The following is a 15,249-nucleotide window of genomic DNA, read 5'->3' on the forward strand; positions in this document are numbered from 1 at the left end:
TTCCTTGAATCAATCGTGAAGACTGACACGCAACGAGGCCGCAATGGCCCATGGCGCCAGCATCAATGCCACACACAGGAAGGCACCGAGAATTGCCAGATGGGCCAACCAGGCCCCGCCCTCGATAACAGCGACGATAGCGCCACTACCGAAGATCAGCACCGGCATGAATAGCGGCAGTACGATCAACGCCAGCAGCATTCCGCCCCGCGCCAGCCCAACGGTCAGTGCCGCACCGATGGCGCCGATCAGGCTGATACAGGCACTGCCCAGCGCCACGGAAGCCGACAGCACCAGGTAACTGCCCTCGGGAAGCGACAACATCAGTCCCAACAGCGGCGCCAACAAGGCCAGTGGAACACCGGTCACCAGCCAATGCACTGCCACCTTGGCGATCACCAGCAATGGCAATGGATGCGGCGTCAACATCAGCTGTTCCAGGGTGCCATCATCATGATCAGTACGAAACAGCCCATCCAGTGACAGCAGCGCTGCAAGCAATGCCGCCACCCACAGGATACCCGGCGCAATCAACGCCAACTGGTCAGCATCAGGAGAAATGCCCAACGGGAACAGGGTGATGACCATGGCGAAGAACATCAGCGGCGTCAGCGCATCGCCGGGGCGCCGTGTCACCATCAGCAAGTCGCGTTTCAGCGTTGCCGACAGGGCTGTTCCCAGTCCCGCGCCGCTGCTGCGTGCCCTCAGTAACCCTGGTGAATCCAACGGATCCAGTGATCGAACTTCCTGCCTCATGCTGCCGCCACCTCACCAGCCAGACGCAGGCTGCGCAGCCCTTCGATACGCTCGAGAGCATGATGCGTCGTCACCAGCACCGCGCCTCCCCTACGCGCATGCTCCGCCAGCAACTGCTCCAGCGCAGCCACGCCCTCGGCGTCGATGGCGATGAAGGGTTCATCCAGAACCCACAGCAAGCGGGGCGTCAGGTGCAGGCGCGCCAGTGCGATGCGGCGCTGCTGTCCGGCCGACAACTGTATGGCTGGCACCTCCTCGAACCCGACCAGGCCCACCCTGGCCAGCGCCAACTCACAATCGCGGGAAGACACCTGGTCACCACTGATGGCCTGGTACCAGCGCAGATTCTCCAGCGCACTGAGGTGCGCCTTTACCCCGGCGCCGTGGCCCAGATAGAGCAGGTTGGCCAGTAGCTCGGACCGTACCCGTCGCAGAGGCTCCCCCTGCCACAGAACCTCGCCTTCCACATCGACAATCTGGCCACAGAGCACCTTGAGTAGCGTGGTCTTTCCGCTGCCGTTGGGTCCCTCGATACGCATCACATCCCCGGCGTTCAGGGTCAGGTCGAGGCCACGAAACAGCCAGCGGCCATCACGCTCGCAAGCCAGTTGTCGAGCTTCAAGACTCAGACTCAAGACACACCCCAGGATAAACAGATTCGCACAGACTTTACACGGATTGCCCCAGCCGAACCAGCAGCCACAGGCGGCAAGCCGTCGCAGTCTGATGACAGATCAGATCCATGATACTTGCGTGTTCCGCTGGCACTGCTATTCTTCTCCCAAACACTGTATGTATCGACAGGTATTTTTCGCAAGGAAGGCTCTGTCGCGATTGCTCCACTCCTGGTTGCAACCGCCGGCAGCGCTCGCCAAGGGGAGACCATGTGCCATGACCACCGTCACACTGCAGTTCTTTGAGCGCCGTCCCAATCTGCCCATTGCCGAGAGCTGGGCTCCCGTCGACCATGACGCCGACAGCTGTGCCGAGATCCCGCTGATCGGTAATGTCTCGGCAGGCCTGCCCATTGAGGCCTGCAGCGACACCGCCAGCATTCACGTGCCCTCAAGCATGATCCGACGCAACACCTATGCGCTTCAGGTACGCGGAAACTCGATGATCGATTGCAATATCTTCGATGGCGATGTGATCATCATCGAGCGCCAGGAAAGTGCCGAGAACGGCGAAACGGCAGTGGTCATGATCAACGACCAGGAGGTCACCCTGAAGAAGCTGTATATCGAGAAGAATGGTGTGCGCCTGCAACCGGCCAACACCAGCATGCCCCCCATCTATCTACGCAATAGTGACATTCGCGTACTGGGGCTGGTCATGGGTGTGGCACGACGGGCGGAGATGGCGGCCTGATGCGCTACCCGGTTCCCGATCTGGCGCCCGGTAGCTGGTTCGAAATCGAGATCGAGATCGAGCGCAGTCGTTTCATTACCTGGTTGGCCCATGCGCCGGATACGGCAGCGTTCGATGGCCTGCTGGCGGCCGCACGCAGCGCCCACCCCAATGCCAGCCATCACTGCAGTGCCTTTGTCGCCGGTTCGCCCGGTGAGCAGGTCAATATCGGCTTTTCGGATGACGGAGAGCCCGGCGGGACCGCCGGTCGCCCGATGTACCAGGCCCTCACCGGCGATGGTATCGGCCAGGTCGCGGCAGTGGTCACTCGCTACTTCGGGGGCATCAAACTCGGTACCGGCGGCCTGGCGCGCGCCTATACCCAGGCGGTCATGGCGGCGCTGGCAGAAGTCCCGAGGCGTGAGATCACCGAACGCCGTGAGTTGCGTATTCAGGTTGATTTCGCCGGGGAAGCAGACACCCGGGACTGGTGTACCCAACACGACGTTACCATCACCGATGCCCTGTATACCGCCAACGGGGTTACCCTGGTACTGGGCTGGCCAAGCGATACGCCAGTGGATGTCAGCACCCTGCACTCACGCCTGAAAGGCAGGCTGGAACTGGAAGGCGAAGCCCCGACCTGATTACCAACAGCCGATCGGCTTGCCCACCTTCCATTATTGACCCGGCATGCTTTCATGTTGGGTTGATTGCGGCACAGGGATGTGCCGCCGTCGGCCATCAGGCCGACGCGAGACCGCATCACACCAGCAGATCCGCGCATCTGCGCCAGTGTGGTGCGGACGACAATCAAATCGATCAGGATGAGCTATTTGATTGCCATGTTAATAATAGCGGCACAGGGACCTGCTGCCGTCGGCCATCAGGCCGACGCGAGACCGCACCACACCAGCAGATCCACGCATCTGCGCCTGTGATGCGGACGACAATCAAATCGATCAGGATGAGCTATTTGATTGCCATATCAATAATACCAGCTCTGACAGCTCCGCTTCTTCCCGAGTCAGGATATGCCGATTGAATTCGGGACCAACGCTTTCGTTTCCTCTGGCGCAGCTCTGGCCGATGCCCCGTCGGCAGTGACAGCGCCTGCAGGCGAACGCTCACTACGCCCGCCACTGGACGCTTCGGTGTCGCCGATATACCGAGCACGTTTCTCCGGCTTGAGCCTGGTGATATCCACCACCACCAGACCATCGATGCAATAGCTGAAGCCGGTATCGACCCCGAAGGCATGAAAGCTGACACCACCAGGCTGGGCCACCTCGACGTACTGCTTGTAGAGTGCCGGCACTCCAGCCCCCATCGCCTGCAACGCGTGTTTGAGGCGCAGGAAATCCGCCTTCATGTCATTGCCCGAAAACAGACGTTCAGCCTCATGGCGTCCAGCTGAAGACAGCTGCACCGGAGCACGTGGGCGTATCTCGCTGGCATCGTTGGCATGATAGTGGCGGTAGTAGCTGAGCAACAGGTCCTTGGCCAGCGGCGGCATATGGTTGGGAATGGTCACCGGGCCGAACAGCCAACGTACTTCAGGATGCTTACGCAGGTAAGCCCCCAGCCCCAGCCACAGATAGTCGAGGCTGCGGCGTCCCCAGTAGCGTGGCTGGACAAAGCTCCGTCCGAGCTCCAACCCATGACGCCAATCCTGCCAGGGAGCGTTGTCGAGATGGAAGATGGTTGAGCTGTAGAGCCCCTCGACCCCGCGCGCCTCAAGAATCCTGCTGACTTCACCGAGGCGATAGGCGCCGGCGATCTCGAGATCCTTGTCATCCCACAGGATCAAGTGGCGATAGAGGACATCGTAATCGTCGAGATCCCGCTTCCTGCCGGTCCCTTCGCCAACACGACGGAAGGCAACCTCACGCAAGCGCCCAATCTCACGCATGACCGCCGAGTCCGGATGGTAGTCAAACAGCAGGATCTGCTTGCCATCCGGCGTCTCACCAAGTCGCTCGGCACCAGACAGCTCCTCCCGCAGTCGCTGGCGACTTTCCGGGTGAGCGATCCCCGACTCAGTAACGAATACACCGCGCTTGCCCTTGCCCAGACGATAGACATGCTTGCGCAACAGCTTGAGCTTGGCGGCGGTCGCCAGATCGTCACGGTCAAAGCGATCCAACGGAATCTCGCCCCCTACCCGCATGGCAATCTGCCGACCACGCTGGCGAAACATCTCGTTGGGCAGCAGCAAGGTGCCAAGCGGCGAGTAGAGCGACGTCAGTGAATAGAACAGCGAGGAGTTACGCCCTCCGACATGCACCGGCACAATGGGCGCATTGGTTCGGCGCGCCGCATGCAGAAAACCGGACATCCAGTCGCCGTCCTTGATGCCCGACGGGCCCGCACGGGACACCTCTCCAGCAGGAAAGACGATAACCGCCTGTTCCTCGTCCAGAGCGTCGACGATGCCCTGAAGGCTCTTGCGAAATCCCCTGCGCGACAGGTTGTCCACCGGCAACAACAGCGGCGCCAGCGGGCGAATCTGCAACAACAGGTCATTGGCAATGATCTTCACGTCCGGGCGCAGATCCGCGACCATGCGCACCAGCGCCAGGCCATCGAGCGCCCCCAGCGGATGATTGGCGACAATGACCACGCGCCCGGTTACCGGAATATTGTCACGCTCGCGGGAGGAAAGCGTGTAGCCGAAGTCCAGATGCTCCAGCACCCGATCAATGAACTCGAGGCCGCCGACGTTCTGGTACTGCACCAGAAAGTCGTTGATTTCCTGCTCATGCACCAACCGCTTGAGACCGGCAACAAACAACTGTCGACACCACCCCGGCCAACGTTGAACTGCCGGCGCCTTTTCACGCAGCGCTCCATCGATATCGATCATCTGCCTTTCCCCAGGCGTGGCGTTATAAGGCCAGACTAGGGCGGACAAGTGACAGTTGGATGGCCGGACCAGGACGGAGAAATGACAGTGGGATGCGAGCCGCAAGCCGCGAGCCGCAAGCCGCAAGCCGCAAGCCGCGAGCCGCGAGCCGGTCGATGCTGAACGGATAGGCCTCAGCCAATGGTGAAAGCTGGCCTGACGAAAAAAGGGAGCTCCCGTAGCACAGGAACTCCCTCTTTCAGTTGGGTGCGCCGAACCTGACGCCTCCGACCAACCGCTCGAGACTCGGAACTCGAGGCCCGAAGCTGGCCTTCAGCCCAGATACTTGATCATCACCCCGGCGGCCACTGCCGAGCCGATGACGCCGGCGACATTCGGCCCCATGGCATGCATCAGCAGGAAGTTATGGGGGTTGGACTCCAGCCCGATCTTGTTGGACACCCTCGCCGCCATGGGTACGGCAGAGACACCAGCCGAACCGATCAAGGGATTGATCGGGTTCTTGCTGACCGCATTGAGCAGCTTGGCCATCAACACGCCACAAGCGGTACCGATCGCAAAGGCGACCATGCCGAGCCCGAGAATGCCCAGCGTCTCGATCGCCAGGAAACGATCCGCCATCAGCTTGGAGCCCACGGAAAGGCCGAGGAAGATCGTCACGGTATTGATCAGGGCATTCTGCGCAGTATCCGACAGACGCTCGACCACCCCACACTCACGCATCAGATTGCCGAAGCAGAACATACCCAACAGTGGCGCCGCATCCGGAAGGAACAGGACCACCAGGATCAACAGCGCCAGCGGGAAAACGATCTTCTCCAACCGCGAAACCGGGCGCAGTTGGGTCATGGCGATCTCGCGTTCCTTCGCCGTGGTCAACGCACGCATGATCGGCGGCTGAATCAGTGGCACCAACGCCATATAGGAGTATGACGCCACGGCAATAGCCCCCAGCAACTCCGGCGCCAGCATACTGGCCACATAGATCGAAGTCGGACCATCCGCACCACCGATGATACCGATCGCTGCCGCCTGGTTGAGGGTGAAGTCCATCACCCCCGCCGCCGACAGCGTCACCGCCCCGATCAGCGTGGCAAAGATACCGAACTGGGCAGCAGCACCGAGGAACAGCGTACGCGGATTGGCCAGCAGCGGACCGAAGTCGGTCATCGCACCGACCCCCATGAAGATCACCAACGGGGCAATACCCGAGGCAATCGCCACACTATAGAACTGGTACAACACGCCATGGGCAAAACCGGCGTCCATGGCGATATCGTTGGCCGTACGCACCAGCGCCGGTGAGATATCGCTGTGCAACAGCTCCTCAAGCGAGTGCCGCCAGCTGTCGATATCAACACCAGCAGGCAGTGAGGTTCCCAATGCCTGAGCCATCTGCGTCAATAGTTCGGGACGACCAAGGTGGGCCGCCTGCTCGGCGGCCGACAGTGCCAGTCCTGCCTCGGGAATATTGGCAAGAATCCCGCCAAAACCGATCGGCACCAGCAACAGCGGCTCAAATTTCCTGGCTATCGCCAGCCACAGCAGCAGCAGCCCGACCACCACCATTACCGCCTGGCCGAGGCTCAGGTTGTACAGGCCGGAGCCGTACCAGAGCGTCAGAATCTTCTCCATGATGCGTCCCTAGAGCACGACCAGCGCGTCACCTACGGACACACTGTCGCCTTCAGTCACCTTGACTTCGGATACGGTGCCGGCCACCTGAGCGCGCACCTCGGTTTCCATCTTCATCGCTTCGAGGATCACCACCACGTCGCCTTCGGCCACGCTATCCCCCGGCTTGACGTTGATCTTGAAGATGTTGCCTGCCAGTGGCGCGTCTACCGATACACCGCTGGAGGCAGCGGGAGCGGCAGACGCTGCCGGAGCCGCCGAAGCCGCTTCCGCCACCTGGGTAATCTCGCCACCCTCACTCACCTCGACCACATAGGCGTTGCCGTTGACCTTGACGGTGTAGGTTTCCGGCCCGCTGGAAGCGGTCGTGGCGGCAGGCTGAGTCGCCGCCTGCGCGGACTCGAGTGTCGGCACAGGCTCGAAAGCGTCGGGGTTGTCGCGATTCTTGAGAAACTTCAAGCCAATCTGTGGGAACAGTGCATAGGTCAATACGTCGTCGACCTGACGCCCGCCCTCCGCCAGGCGAATGCCTTCGTTACTCGCCTTGTCCGCAAGCTCCGAGGTGAGACGATCCATCTCCGCGCTCAGGTGATCCGCCGGACGCTCGGTGATCGGCTCACCACCTTCCAGCACGCGCTGCTGCAACTCCGCGTTGAAGGCTGCCGGCGCCGCACCATACTCGCCCTTGAGTAGTGCCTGAACCTCGCGGGAAATGGACTTGTAGCGCTCGCCCATCATCACATTCATGACCGCCTGAGTACCGACGATCTGCGACGTTGGCGTCACCAGCGGAATGTACCCCAGGTCTTCACGTACTCGCGGAATCTCGGCCAGCACATCGTCGAGACGGTCGCCGGCCCCCTGCTCCTTGAGCTGGCTTTCCATGTTGGTCAGCATGCCACCGGGCACCTGGGCCACCAGGATGCGCGAGTCGATCCCTCTGAGCGAGCCCTCGAACGCCGCGTACTTCTTGCGCACCTCACGGAAATACCCGGCAATGTCCTCGAGAAGTTCAAGGTCGAGTCCAGTGTCACGCTCGGTACCCTGGAGAATTGCCACCACCGATTCAGTAGGGCTGTGGCCATAGGTCATCGACATCGAGGAAATCGCGGTATCCACATTATCGATACCGGCCTCGGCCGCCTTGAGTGCCGTGGCTGTCGACATGCCGGTGGTGGCATGGCACTGCATGTGGATGGGAATATCCAGCGTCTGCTTGAGACGTGTCACCAGCTCATAGGCGGTATAGGGCGTCAGTAGTCCAGCCATATCCTTGATGGCCAGGGAGTCGGCACCCATCTCGGCGATGGTTCGTGCCAGCTCTACCCAGCTTTCCAGGGTATGGACCGGACTGACAGTGTAGGAGATCGTCCCCTGAGCATGGCCGTCGTTGGCCTTGACCGCCTTGATGGCACGCTCGAGGTTGCGCGGATCATTCATCGCGTCGAATACGCGGAACACATCCACACCATTGGTCTTCGCTCGCTCGACAAAACGATCCACGACGTCATCGGCATAATGGCGATAGCCCAGCAGGTTCTGGCCACGCAACAGCATCTGCTGGGGCGTGTTGGGCATGGCCTCCTTGAGGGCCCGAATACGCTCCCAGGGATCTTCACCGAGATAGCGAACACAGGCATCGAAGGTCGCGCCACCCCAGGACTCCAGAGACCAGAAGCCAACCCTGTCGAGCTTCTCGGCAATCGGCAGCATGTCGTCAATACGCATGCGGGTGGCAAATAGCGACTGGTGGGCGTCGCGCAGCACGACATCGGTGATGCCGAGCGGTCGTTGAATCTCACTCATGTCATGGCCCTGTTATCGTTGAAAGTTGCTGACTGGAGCTGGAAATTCGTTGCAATCGGCGCAGAATCAGCGACGATGGCGCTGCCGGTGCTGATGGATGGCAGCCGTGATCACCGCCATCAGGGTTTCATCCTGCTGTGGCGAAGAAGAAGAGGTCGATGTCTTGCGTGGCGCTGCTGCCGGCACTACCGGCTGCGGAAAGAAACGTCCAATGATGCGGGACATCAGTGTCATGGTGACAACAAGCACCGTAAGAAAAACAAAAACGAAGCCCATACCTAGCCCCATCAGGCTGAGGCCTTCGTTCAGGAGTTGTGAATCCTGCATGCAGAATCTCCCCTTGTTATTGCGCCAAAGTGTATCGATTTTTCATGATCGAGCCACCTGCCAGTAATTTTGATGTTATAGCCTGCCATAATTGAGGCAGATGACAATCGCGTTAAGGTAGCAGTTTTGGTTGTTAATTTACTACATAGATCAGGCCTAGACGAAGGTCGCATAGGTCTCGCCCCCATGGAAGGCGTGATCGATCACCACGCCCGAGACCTGCTGACACGAGACGCCGGTTTCGACTGGACCGTCACCGAGTTCGTGCGGGTCGTCGACGCGCGCCTGCCGCCCAGAGTGTTCCACAAGCACTGCCCCGAGCTGACCCGGGACAGCGTGGCGACTCCTGGCGGCATCCCCGTTCACCTGCAACTGCTCGGCTCCGACCCCGAAGCCCTCGCTGCCAACGCCCGCCAGGCGTTGCGCCTGGGCGCCATCAGTCTGGACCTCAACTTCGGCTGCCCGGCAAAGCTCGTCAACCGACATGACGGTGGCGCCTCATTATTACGCGATCCACACCGACTGTTCCGCGCAGTGGACGCCGTGCACCGTGCTGTAGGCGACACCATCCCGGTCACGGCCAAGATCCGTCTCGGCTTTTCCCATCGCCGACTGGCCCTGGAGTGCGCCAGAGCGGCGGAGGACGCCGGAGCCACACAACTGGTGGTACACGCCCGCACCCGTGATGAGGGCTACCGACCACCCGCCCACTGGGAATGGATCGGTCGCATTCGCCGCCAATTGCAAATCCCGGTGGTTGCCAACGGCGACATCTGGACCCTCGAAGACTACTGGAAGGCCCGCACCCTTTCCGGCTGTCGCGACGTCATGCTTGGCCGCGGCGCCCTTGCCGACCCCTGGCTGGCTCCGCGCATTCGCCACTGGCAGCGCACAGGGGAGCGCCTCCTCGACACCTGCTGGGAGCAGCGCGCCGCCCTGCTCAGCAACTATGCTGCACTGCAGCGTACTACACTACCAGAACGAGTGGTAGTTTCACTACTCAAGCAATGGATGAACCAGATGCGCGCCAGGGATAGTGAAGCCGCCGAGCGCTTTCAGGCCGTGCGCCGCATCACCGATCTCGACGCCCTCCTCGACGGACTCAATCAAACGCCTCCCCCGGCCATTGCCGTCGGCTAGTCGTGAACATGGAAGGTCTCCCGCGGCCCCCACACAATCCTTCCGGGATTGTTCAACAGCCGGACCACCGATGATATGGCTGCTGGCCGCACGTCCGGGCGTAGTGGCAGCGGGCAGTCGGACGAAGCCTTTCGCAACGTGACGGTGGGCGAAACAGGCTGTGCATACCAGATTGTCCGCTGAAAGCGCTCAGACACCCACAATCCGCGCGCGGAATCTACGGCCTTTCAGTTTTCCATTGGCAAGCTTGCCCAACGCCTTTTTGGCGACCTCTCGCTCCACCGCTACAAAAGTAGAGAAATCAAACAGCTGAATCTTCCCGATCTGAGTTCCGTCAATGCCACCTTCCCCAGTCAGTGCGCCAACAACATCCCCAGCACGCACCTTCTGCTTCTTGCCACCATCAATCTGCAGCGTAGACATCACCGGCCGTGAAGCCACAAAGTCCCTGGGCAACGGCGGAACTTCCTGCAGTGTTATCGGCTGCTGTGTCGACTCCTCCAACCGCTCCAGTTTGTAGATCTCCTTCTTGCTGACCAGCGACAGCGCCACCCCCTTCTGCCCTGCCCGGCCGGTGCGGCCGATCCGGTGCACATGCACCTCCGGGTCGCGTGAAAGGTGGTAGTTAACCACCACCGGCAACTCCTCAATATCCAGCCCGCGCGCGGCCACGTCTGTCGCCACCAGAATGGAAGCGCTGCCATTGGCAAACAGCGCCAGCGTACAATCGCGATCCTTCTGCTCCATATCTCCATGGAGCGCAAGCGCGGAGAATCCGGCGCGCTTCAGCGCCTGCGCAGCCTCATCGGTGTCCTTCCTGGTATTGCAGAAAACCAGTACCGAGGAAGCATCGAAGTTGGCCAGCAACTGGTATAGCGCTGCGGGCCGCTCCTCGTTGTTCTCCACCCGGTAGTATTTCTGCTCGATCGTGCTCTGGGTGTGCGGCGAGGAGACTTCCACCTTGACTGGGTTGCGCAACACCCGCGCCGCCAGTGCATCGATGGTCTTGGGATAAGTGGCTGAAAACAGCAGCGTCTGACGCTGCTGTGGCAGCTCCGCCAGAATCTGGTCCAGCACCGCCTGAAAGCCCATATCCAGCATCCGGTCCGCCTCGTCCAGCACAAGAGCCTGCACCTCGCTCAGGTCGAGATTGCCCTTGCGCAGGTGATCATCAATGCGCCCGGGCGTACCCACCACGATATGCGCCCCATGCTTGAGCGAGCCAACCTGCGGCCCGAAGGGCATACCGCCACACAGGGTCAGGATCTTGATGTTGGGAATGGTCCTCGCCAGCTTGCGCAACTCCCTCGCCACCTGGTCCGCCAACTCACGGGTAGGACACAACACCAGTGCCTGCACCCGGAATTGCTCTACCTGCAGCTTGTGCAGCAGGCCCAGGCCAAAGGTCACGGTCTTGCCTGAGCCGGTCCTGGCCTGGCCGATCACATCCCGTCCCTCCATAATCGCCGGCAGCGCGGCGGCCTGGATTTCCGTCAGGTGGGCATAGCCGAGATCCTCCAGGTTTGTCAGGAGGGGTTGCGATAGTGGCAGTGACTGGAAATCGCGCGGGTGGTTGGTATCCGGGGTTGTCAAAGCAGGGACTCGTTTGGTTTGGTTTGGAAGGAGAGAGGGCGGCGCATTTTAGGTAAGCGCGGGGCAATATTCTGGTGGAAGTGGGCATGAGCCGCATTTACGCGTCTTCCGGCTCCCGGGCCTTGCCCCAGACAGTCTTCACTACCAGGGCCCGATGCTTGCTGTTGGGGGTAAACACGACGTGGAAACGCGCCAGGTGAACGCGCAATTTGAGCACCAGGGCAGCCAGGCTCGTCAATCGTCGTTCTGCTCTTCCCAGGTCGGCGCCATGCGCTCGGCCTGTTCTTCACGAACATCATCGATGACGGCCATCAGGTTCCCGACGTCGACACTGGCCGTGTCATGCTCGAAATGTCCGGTAAGGGAGCTGTCCGGGTGCAGTTCACCCGCCTCATAGAGCGCCCAGATCTCCTTGCCGTAATCGGTAGTCAATAGCTCCGGGGCAAAGCGGCCGAAATAGGCGCGCATATTGTCGACATCGCGCTCCAGCATCATGGCAGCGCTGTTGTTGCCGGCGGCATCCACCGCCTGTGGCAAATCGATGATCACCGGGCCATGCCGGTCCACCAGCACGTTGAACTCGGAAAGGTCACCATGTACCAGGCCAGCACACAGCATGCGCACGACGTCGGCCATCACCTGGCCGTGATAGTCGCGGGCCTGCTCCGCGCTCAGCGTGACGTCATCCAGCCGCGGGGCGGCGTAGCCCTCGTCGTCGGACACCAGCTCCATCAGCAGGACGCCATTGACAAAGCCGCATGGCCGGGGGACGCGCACGCCAGCCGACGCCAGTCGATACAGGGCATCGACCTCAGCATTCAGCCAGGCCTGTTCCTGCTCTTGCTGGCCATAGCGGGTCTTCTTCGACATCGCCCGGGCGCGGCGGCTGTTCCGCGTCTTACGGCCTTCCTGATATTGCACTGCTTGCTTGAAGCTGCGCTGCCTAGCTTCCTTGAAAACCTTGGCACAGCGCAAGTCGTCACCGCAACGCACCACATACACCTGTGCTTCCTTGCCGCTCATCAACTGGGCAATGACCTCATCGATCATGCCATCATCGACCAGCGGCTGTAATCTCTTGGGTACTTTCATGGTTCCTGGCAATCCGTCCTGTTCAGTCCTGAATTCAACCAATAAGTGCAGCACCCGCTGTATCCAGGGCTTCCTCTCCAGCAAATTCCGAACCATTATCCAGCGTGGACGGCGCCACGCCGAGGCTTCACCAACAGCAACTCATTTTGATTGCCATGTTAATAGTATTCCTTCCTGATGACCTGGGTATAGGCCCACCCTGGTCGGGCACGCAGAGGACTCCCTCCAGGTCATCCCGAGCACCACTCTCGAGACCAACGCCAATCAAGGTGCGATGGGCCATGCCTGGCCTACCAAAAAAAACACCCTCACAAGGAGGGTGCATAAACGATCGTGACCGGTTGGCAAAACGCCAGCAAGCCGGTCATCGGAAATCAATCAGAGACGAAAAACCCGTCCTCGCAAGAGGACGGGTCTGGAAACTGGCGCGCCCGGGAGGATTCGAACCTCCGACCACCTGATTCGTAGTCAGGTACTCTATCCAGCTGAGCTACGGGCGCGTAAGTAATGAAAGACTCATTACAAGGTCTGTCACAAGATCATCTGAAGAACGGAAACGCACCCTTCTCACAGGCAATATGCAACCATCTACCACTTGCAAGACCATCCAATCTACAAGATGGCGCGCCCGGGAGGATTCGAACCTCCGACCACCTGATTCGTAGTCAGGTACTCTATCCAGCTGAGCTACGGGCGCGTGTCTTGCGATGCCGACTATCGAATTGTCGTTGCAATTATCATTGCAACCACATCCCGAATGGCGGAGAGGGAGGGATTCGAACCCTCGATGAGGCTATAAACCCCATACTCCCTTAGCAGGGGAGCGCCTTCAGCCACTCGGCCACCTCTCCCTCATCGGCACGGTGCGTATCCTACCGATAACCAAGGGCATTGTCCAGTCTGAAGTGAAAAATAACTACGCCAACAGACTGGTCAACGATCTCAATTGCCGCCGTCATCGTCAGAGGTGCTCTCATCGGACTTCTCGCGCTGAATACGCTGGTAAATCTCTTCGCGATGAACAGCAACGTCCTTCGGCGCGTTGACGCCGATACGCACCTGGTTTCCCTTGACCCCCAGAACGGTGACGGTAATGTCATCACCGATCATCAGGGTTTCGCCGACGCGGCGTGTCAGGATGAGCATGACTGATCTCCTTCTCAGACCTGTTACGAAAGTCGCTTCGCTGCCTGCGAACAGGCCAGCAGTTGCCCGGTTACTCATCATAGGACGGACAACAACGCCTCATGACACCTGATTGTGCCGTTTAAGGGAAGCCCCATACCGATTTAAAACGGCGGGCTCCCCCTTCTAGCGTAGATGTTGTACGCGGCAGCGAGGCTGCTTATTCGCTCTCGATATCAGACTTGTCGAGCCCGAAAGCCTCGTGCAGAGCGCGAACAGCAAGCTCCATGTGCTTTTCGTCGATCACCACGGAGATCTTGATCTCCGAGGTCGATACCATGCGGATGTTGATGTTCTCATCCGCCAGTACGCGGAACATCTTCGAGGCCACACCCGCGTGGGAGCGCATTCCCACCCCCACCAGTGACACCTTGGCAATATTGTCATCACCACGCAGATCACCGCCACCGAGGTCCGGAATGACCTTCTCTTCGAGGATACGAGTGGTCTGCTTGAAGTCCCCCTTTGCCACCGTGAACGTGAAATCAGTGTAGTCGCCTGCCGGAGCCACATTCTGCACAATCATGTCGACTTCGATGTTGGCATCGGCGATCGGCCCGAGGATGCGTGACGCGACCCCCGGTACATCAGGGGTATTGAGCAGTGTCAGCTTGGCTTCGTTGACGGTGAAGGCGATACCGGAGATCAGCGGTTCTTCCATGGAGTCCTCGTCTTGTTCGGATTCTGCAACGATCAGGGTGCCGGGGCCGTCCTGGAAACTGGACAGCACCCGCAGCGGAACATTGTACTTGCCGGCAAACTCGACAGCGCGAATCTGCAAAACCTTGGAACCCAGGCTGGCCAGCTCAAGCATTTCCTCGACTGTTACGGTGTCGAGACGCTGGGCCCGGGAGCATACGCGCGGGTCGGTGGTGTAGACGCCATCGACATCGGTATAGATCTGGCACTCATCAGCCTTGAGGGCGGCTGCCAGAGCCACGCCGGTGGTATCGGAGCCACCGCGACCCAGAGTCGTGATGTTGCCTTCTTCATCCACCCCCTGAAAGCCCGCGACCACCACCACACGACCTTCATCAAGGTCCTCACGCATCTCATCGGTTTCGATACGCTGGATACGGGCCTTGGTATGGGCGCTGTCGGTGAGTATGCCGACCTGGGAACCGGTATAGGACGTGGCCGGCACGCCCAGCTTGTGCAGCGCCATGGCCAGCAGCGAAATCGTCACCTGCTCGCCGGTGGACACCAGCATGTCCATTTCCCGGGGGGTCGGTTCATCATTGATCTCGTTGGCCAGGCCAATCAGGCGGTTGGTCTCTCCACTCATCGCGGACACCACCACCACTACTTGATGGCCCTGCTCACGAAAGCCCTTGACCTTCTCGGCCACGGCCTTGATTCGCTCCACCGAGCCGACCGACGTCCCACCGAACTTCTGTACGTATAGTGCCATATGCCGTCTTCCTCGCTCGTTGGACTGTTATGCATTGAATCAAACGGTTATGTACTCTGCCGTCAAAAGGCAAAACCTGCCGTCAAAAGGC

Annotated in this window: 14 protein-coding genes and 3 tRNA genes; 3 read left to right on the top strand and 14 right to left on the bottom strand. The window is 60.1% G+C overall.

Annotation, left to right across the window (positions count from 1 at the left end; genetic code table 11):
- Positions 1-9: 9 nt before the first annotated feature.
- Positions 10-756: a heme exporter protein CcmB gene (ccmB, locus tag BUE38_RS09910; protein ID WP_084541852.1), complete on the bottom strand. Its 747-nt coding sequence runs from the start codon at positions 754-756 to the stop codon at positions 10-12.
- A complete protein-coding gene (gene ccmA / locus BUE38_RS09915; protein ID WP_073435019.1) occupies positions 753-1,391 on the bottom strand; it encodes a cytochrome c biogenesis heme-transporting ATPase CcmA in 639 nt (212 codons plus the stop codon). The genes ccmB and ccmA overlap by 4 nt, the downstream gene beginning before the upstream one ends.
- Before the next feature lie 256 nt (positions 1,392-1,647).
- On the opposite strand from ccmA, the gene lexA reads away from it, so the two are divergent.
- Entirely contained in the window at positions 1,648-2,124 is a 477-nt protein-coding gene (lexA, locus tag BUE38_RS09920; RefSeq protein ID WP_073435020.1) for a transcriptional repressor LexA, read from the top strand.
- Positions 2,124-2,750, top strand: coding sequence for an IMPACT family protein (locus BUE38_RS09925; protein WP_073435021.1), 627 nt, complete (start codon positions 2,124-2,126; stop codon positions 2,748-2,750). The genes lexA and BUE38_RS09925 overlap by 1 nt, the downstream gene beginning before the upstream one ends.
- A 380-nt stretch (positions 2,751-3,130) precedes the next feature.
- Here the strand turns inward: BUE38_RS09925 and BUE38_RS09930 are convergent, their stop codons facing one another.
- The 4 genes from BUE38_RS09930 to BUE38_RS09945 form a co-directional block, all read right to left on the bottom strand.
- Positions 3,131-4,969, bottom strand: a complete 1,839-nt coding sequence (locus BUE38_RS09930; RefSeq protein WP_084541853.1) for a bifunctional ornithine lipid synthase OlsF — start codon at positions 4,967-4,969, stop codon at positions 3,131-3,133.
- Between the two features lie 312 nt (positions 4,970-5,281).
- Positions 5,282-6,604: a sodium ion-translocating decarboxylase subunit beta gene (locus tag BUE38_RS09935; RefSeq protein ID WP_073435022.1), complete on the bottom strand. Its 1,323-nt coding sequence runs from the start codon at positions 6,602-6,604 to the stop codon at positions 5,282-5,284.
- A 9-nt stretch (positions 6,605-6,613) separates the two neighbouring features.
- Positions 6,614-8,410, bottom strand: a complete 1,797-nt coding sequence (oadA, locus tag BUE38_RS09940; RefSeq protein ID WP_073435023.1) for a sodium-extruding oxaloacetate decarboxylase subunit alpha — start codon at positions 8,408-8,410, stop codon at positions 6,614-6,616.
- Between the two features lie 66 nt (positions 8,411-8,476).
- The gene (locus BUE38_RS09945) at positions 8,477-8,737 is read right to left on the bottom strand and encodes an OadG family protein (protein WP_073435024.1); all 261 of its coding nucleotides are present in this window, start codon (positions 8,735-8,737) and stop codon (positions 8,477-8,479) included.
- Positions 8,738-8,923: 186 nt separating this feature from the next.
- On the opposite strand from BUE38_RS09945, the gene BUE38_RS09950 reads away from it, so the two are divergent.
- Positions 8,924-9,877: a tRNA dihydrouridine synthase gene (locus tag BUE38_RS09950; protein ID WP_073435025.1), complete on the top strand. Its 954-nt coding sequence runs from the start codon at positions 8,924-8,926 to the stop codon at positions 9,875-9,877.
- Positions 9,878-10,066: 189 nt separating this feature from the next.
- On the opposite strand, the gene dbpA is transcribed toward BUE38_RS09950, so the two are convergent.
- The 8 genes from dbpA to BUE38_RS09985 form a co-directional block, all read right to left on the bottom strand.
- The gene (gene dbpA, locus BUE38_RS09955) at positions 10,067-11,470 is read right to left on the bottom strand and encodes an ATP-dependent RNA helicase DbpA (RefSeq protein ID WP_073435026.1); all 1,404 of its coding nucleotides are present in this window, start codon (positions 11,468-11,470) and stop codon (positions 10,067-10,069) included.
- 97 nt (positions 11,471-11,567) lie between these two features.
- A complete protein-coding gene (locus BUE38_RS23100) occupies positions 11,568-11,708 on the bottom strand; it encodes a hypothetical protein (RefSeq protein ID WP_200802172.1) in 141 nt (46 codons plus the stop codon).
- Positions 11,705-12,562, bottom strand: a complete 858-nt coding sequence (locus tag BUE38_RS09960; protein WP_073435027.1) for a PA4780 family RIO1-like protein kinase — start codon at positions 12,560-12,562, stop codon at positions 11,705-11,707. Before BUE38_RS09960 ends, BUE38_RS23100 begins: the two co-directional genes overlap by 4 nt.
- Positions 12,563-12,985: 423 nt before the next feature.
- Positions 12,986-13,062 (bottom strand) — tRNA-Arg (locus tag BUE38_RS09965).
- Positions 13,063-13,182: 120 nt separating this feature from the next.
- Positions 13,183-13,259 (bottom strand) — tRNA-Arg (locus tag BUE38_RS09970).
- Positions 13,260-13,320: 61 nt separating this feature from the next.
- Positions 13,321-13,413 (bottom strand) — tRNA-Ser (locus BUE38_RS09975).
- Positions 13,414-13,504: 91 nt separating this feature from the next.
- Entirely contained in the window at positions 13,505-13,708 is a 204-nt protein-coding gene (csrA, locus tag BUE38_RS09980) for a carbon storage regulator CsrA (protein ID WP_073435028.1), read from the bottom strand.
- A gap of 199 nt (positions 13,709-13,907) precedes the next feature.
- The gene (locus BUE38_RS09985) at positions 13,908-15,158 is read right to left on the bottom strand and encodes an aspartate kinase (RefSeq protein ID WP_073435029.1); all 1,251 of its coding nucleotides are present in this window, start codon (positions 15,156-15,158) and stop codon (positions 13,908-13,910) included.
- Between the last annotated feature and the right edge of the window lie 91 nt (positions 15,159-15,249).

It is taken from the genome of Halomonas cupida, from assembly GCF_900142755.1.
GTDB classification, from domain to species: Bacteria; Pseudomonadota; Gammaproteobacteria; order Pseudomonadales; family Halomonadaceae; genus Halomonas; species Halomonas cupida.